Below are 1,808 nucleotides of genomic sequence, written 5' to 3'. Positions count from 1 at the left end.
GTGTCGTGCGGCGCGCCTGTGGGGCTTGCCAGACGGTCCGTTTCCACTCCCTGCTCATCGAACCGGACGTGCAGATCTCCCGCATCCGGCTCTCGGACAAGATATCACGCCTTCACCCACGGCGGGCTGCGGCCACGTTAGCCAGACGCACGAGGCCGAAGCGCTCGTATAGCTCGGGGTCGTGATAGGCTCCCTCTCGCCGTCGTCTGGTCTTGTATTTGGCGCGCAGCCACCGACGCAACCGCACCACTGCGTAGCTGTCGACGGCCCGATATGCTCTGCTCGTGGTGCCAACCGAGAAGTAGTTGGCCCATCCGCGCAGCACCCGGTTCATCTTGGCCACCAGATATGTGGTATCCTGCCATGTACGCGCTCGGTCTGTCAGTTCGTGGATCGTTGCGATCACGCGCTGAATGCTTTTCTTTGATGGCCGGTGGCCCATGTAGGCTTTGCCGGTTTTCGCGGAGTACATCCGACCGAACGTGTATCCCAGAAAGTCGAACGTCTCGTCCGGCACCTTGCAGATGCGTGTCTTGTCCTCATTCACCGTCAGCTTCAGCTTCTCCATGAGCCCGCGCATATGATCGAGCGCGGCTTCCGCGTTGCCCTTCGCACACAGGATCACGAGGTCGTCGGCATAGGTGATGAGCCGCGAGCCGAGGCGTTTCCCAAGGCCGAGCTTCCGCCATCCCAACACAAACCGGCGCATGTAAATGTTGGCCAGCAGCGGCGAGATGGGTGATCCTTGCGGGATACCGCGCCGCTGATCGCGCGCCTGCGTCGTTCGCTTCATCCGGCCCTTGTCGTCCGTTTCCTCGACAGCGCATTCCAGCCAGGATTTGATCAGATGCAGCGCGCGCGGATCGACGATCCGACGCGACACTGATTTCATCAGCTCCAGGTGAGGGATGGTGCCAAAGTAGTCGGCAAGGTCGGCGTCCACGACATCCGGACGGCCACGGAACAGCTGCTCTTCCACCTCAACCACGGCCTGCTGGGCGTTGCGCCCGGCGCGATAGGCGTAGATTTCCGGTGGAAGGTCGGCTTCAAAGATCGGCTCAAGCACCAGCATCGCTGCTGTCATGCAGACCCGATCCCGCACGGTGGAAATGCCCAGCGGCCTGAGTGTGCCGTTGGCTTTTGGTATGTAGACACGTCTGATCGGTTCCGGCCGGTACGTCTCCTCCCTGAGCGCAAGCGCCAGTTCCGCCAGCCACCGCTCGGCGCCATATTCCTCGATGTCCGCAAAGTCCTGTCCATCCACACCCGGCGCGCCCTTGTTGGAGCGACACTGGGCATAAGCATGGGCCAGAATGTCATCGCGGCTGATCTTGTCGTACAGCGCGTAGAATCGATAGCCGGCTTCTGCCTTCGCTTTCGCGTGCAACGCCTTCTGCAGCTTCTGGACGCTTTTCGGAGTTGATAGGTTTCCCAATCTCCTGCCCCTCACCACTTGTTGCGTTCATCTTGAACTGAGGCTCCTTCCCTCCACCGGCATTACCCGACTTCCTCGGTACTACGGGCCTCTCCGCCACCCCATCGCGCCCGTCCCATCCCTCGCGGGCGTCCGGTTGCCGATCCCTCGGCACGCCATGGGGCTTCCCGTGTTGCGTGCACTTTCCTTGCGTACATGCTGTCGCCACTACCCCGGTGCAGCAGACGGGCTCAAACGTCGCTCAAACTCGCCCGTCCATATCAACCTTCCCCGTAAGGGTTAACGGGTCGGCCTGCACATCGTCCTTTCCGAGGATTGCTCAGCGTTCACTCACGTTACGGCCTGTACGCTCGCACGGTCACCTACGTGACCG

1 protein-coding gene is annotated in these 1,808 nt (G+C 61.5%); it reads right to left on the bottom strand.

Translation table 11 applies throughout. The features are described from left to right. Positions 1–112 precede the first annotated feature (112 nt). Positions 113–1,435, bottom strand: a complete 1,323-nt coding sequence (gene ltrA / locus RQH62_RS24870) for a group II intron reverse transcriptase/maturase (RefSeq protein WP_311271329.1) — start codon at positions 1,433–1,435, stop codon at positions 113–115. Between the last annotated feature and the right edge of the window lie 373 nt (positions 1,436–1,808).

The organism is Sphingobium sp. WCS2017Hpa-17 (assembly GCF_031843765.1).
Classification (GTDB): domain Bacteria; phylum Pseudomonadota; class Alphaproteobacteria; order Sphingomonadales; family Sphingomonadaceae; genus Sphingobium.
Note: the sequence above shows the minus strand (reverse complement) of the source record. Positions and strands in the feature narration are given on the sequence as shown.